The organism is Aquirufa aurantiipilula (assembly GCF_019923745.1).
Taxonomy (GTDB): Bacteria; Bacteroidota; Bacteroidia; order Cytophagales; family Spirosomataceae; genus Aquirufa; species Aquirufa aurantiipilula.
Map to the genome: position 1 here is coordinate 1,909 of NZ_JAANOG010000022.1, position 1,676 is coordinate 3,584.

Genomic DNA, 1,676 nt, shown 5'->3' on the forward strand with positions numbered 1-1,676 from the left:
TAAATTTGGGAAACGATGTAGAGTATCTTAATTTATTAAGAGATTTTACACAAGGTTCTTTGACATATTGTGAGAATAAAGTAAAGAGTAAGAGCAAAAATAGATAGCGATTGCCTTCGGGCATGAAGATATTAGAGAGTAAGTGAAATAAGGGCGTATGGGGGATGCCTAGGCTCTTGGAGGCGATGAAGGACGTGTTAAGCTGCGATAAGCTTCGGGGAGGTGCACAAGACCTTTAATCCGAAGATTTCCGAATGGGGCAACCCACTAGATTGAAGATCTAGTATTCTATATAATAGAAGGCAAACCTGCTGAACTGAAACATCTAAGTAAGCAGAGGAAGAGAAAACAAAAGTGATTCCGTAAGTAGTGGCGAGCGAACGCGGATTAGCCCAAACCAGTGTTGTTGCGGCAAGACTGGGGTTGTAGGACTTCGATATCGATGATATAAATGAACGAGAACTGTCTGGGAAGGCGGGCCGTAGAAGGTGAGAGCCCTGTATTGGTAAGTTTATTTCATTGTAGGAGTATCCTGAGTAGGGGGGGACTGGAGAAATCCCCTTTGAATCTGCCGGCACCATCCGGTAAGGCTAAATACTACCAAGAGACCGATAGTGAACGAGTACTGTGAAGGAAAGGTGAAAAGTACCCTGAGTAAGGGGGTGAAAAGACCCTGAAACCATACGCTTACAAGCGGTCGGAGCCCTTTCGTGGGGTGACGGCGTGCCTTTTGCATAATGAGCCTACGAGTTACTTTCACTGGCGAGGTTAATCACATAGATGTGAGCAGCCGGAGCGAAAGCGAGTCTGAATAGGGCGCTTAGTCAGTGGGAGTAGACGCGAAACTTTGTGATCTACCCATGAGCAGGTTGAAGCTCCGGTAAAACGGAGTGGAGGACCGAACCAGTTTACGTTGAAAAGTATTTGGATGACTTGTGGGTAGGGGTGAAAGGCCAATCAAACTGAGAAATAGCTCGTACTCCCCGAAATGTTTTTAGGAACAGCCTCGGGGTCAAGTTTTAAGCAGGTAAAGCTACCGATAGGACTAGGGGGAGTCAAATCCTACCAAATCCTGACGAACTCTGAATGGCTTAAAATATACCCGGGAGTGAGGGTTGGGGTGCTAAGGTCCCAATCCGAGAGGGAAAGAACCCAGACCAACAGCTAAGGTCCCAAAATCTTTACTAAGTTGAACTAAGGAAGTCTGATTGCAGTGACAGCCAGGATGTTAGCTTGGAAGCAGCTATTCATTTAAAGAGTGCGTAACAGCTCACTGGTCGAGCGAGGCGGGCATCGATAATAAACGGGCATCAAGTAAAGTACCGAAGCTTTGGATTATATTTATATACTGGTAGGGGAGCATTCTGATTGCGGCGAAGGTTGAGCGACAAGCTTGGCTGGAGCGATCAGAAAAGCAAATGTAGGCATGAGTAACGATAATGAGGGCGAGAAACCCTCACGCCGAAAGACTAAGGTTTCCTCAGCTATGCTAATCAACTGAGGGTTAGTCGGGGGCTAAGGGTCTAGCGAGAGCGACAACCTAATGCACAACAGGTTAATATTCCTGTACTTACTTATTGGGCAAATAGATGACGGAGAGAATGGGTTACCAGATACTGACGGAATAGTGTCTTTGAGAGGCGGCAGCAATGCCAAAACGAGTGTAGCGAGTAATC

At 46.4% G+C, this 1,676-nt stretch carries 1 rRNA gene (running past one end of the window); it reads left to right on the plus strand.

The annotated features are described in order from the left end of the window. Positions 1 to 136 precede the first annotated feature (136 nt). Positions 137 to 1,676, plus strand: a 23S ribosomal RNA gene (locus G9H60_RS13725); it runs 1,389 nt beyond the window's last position.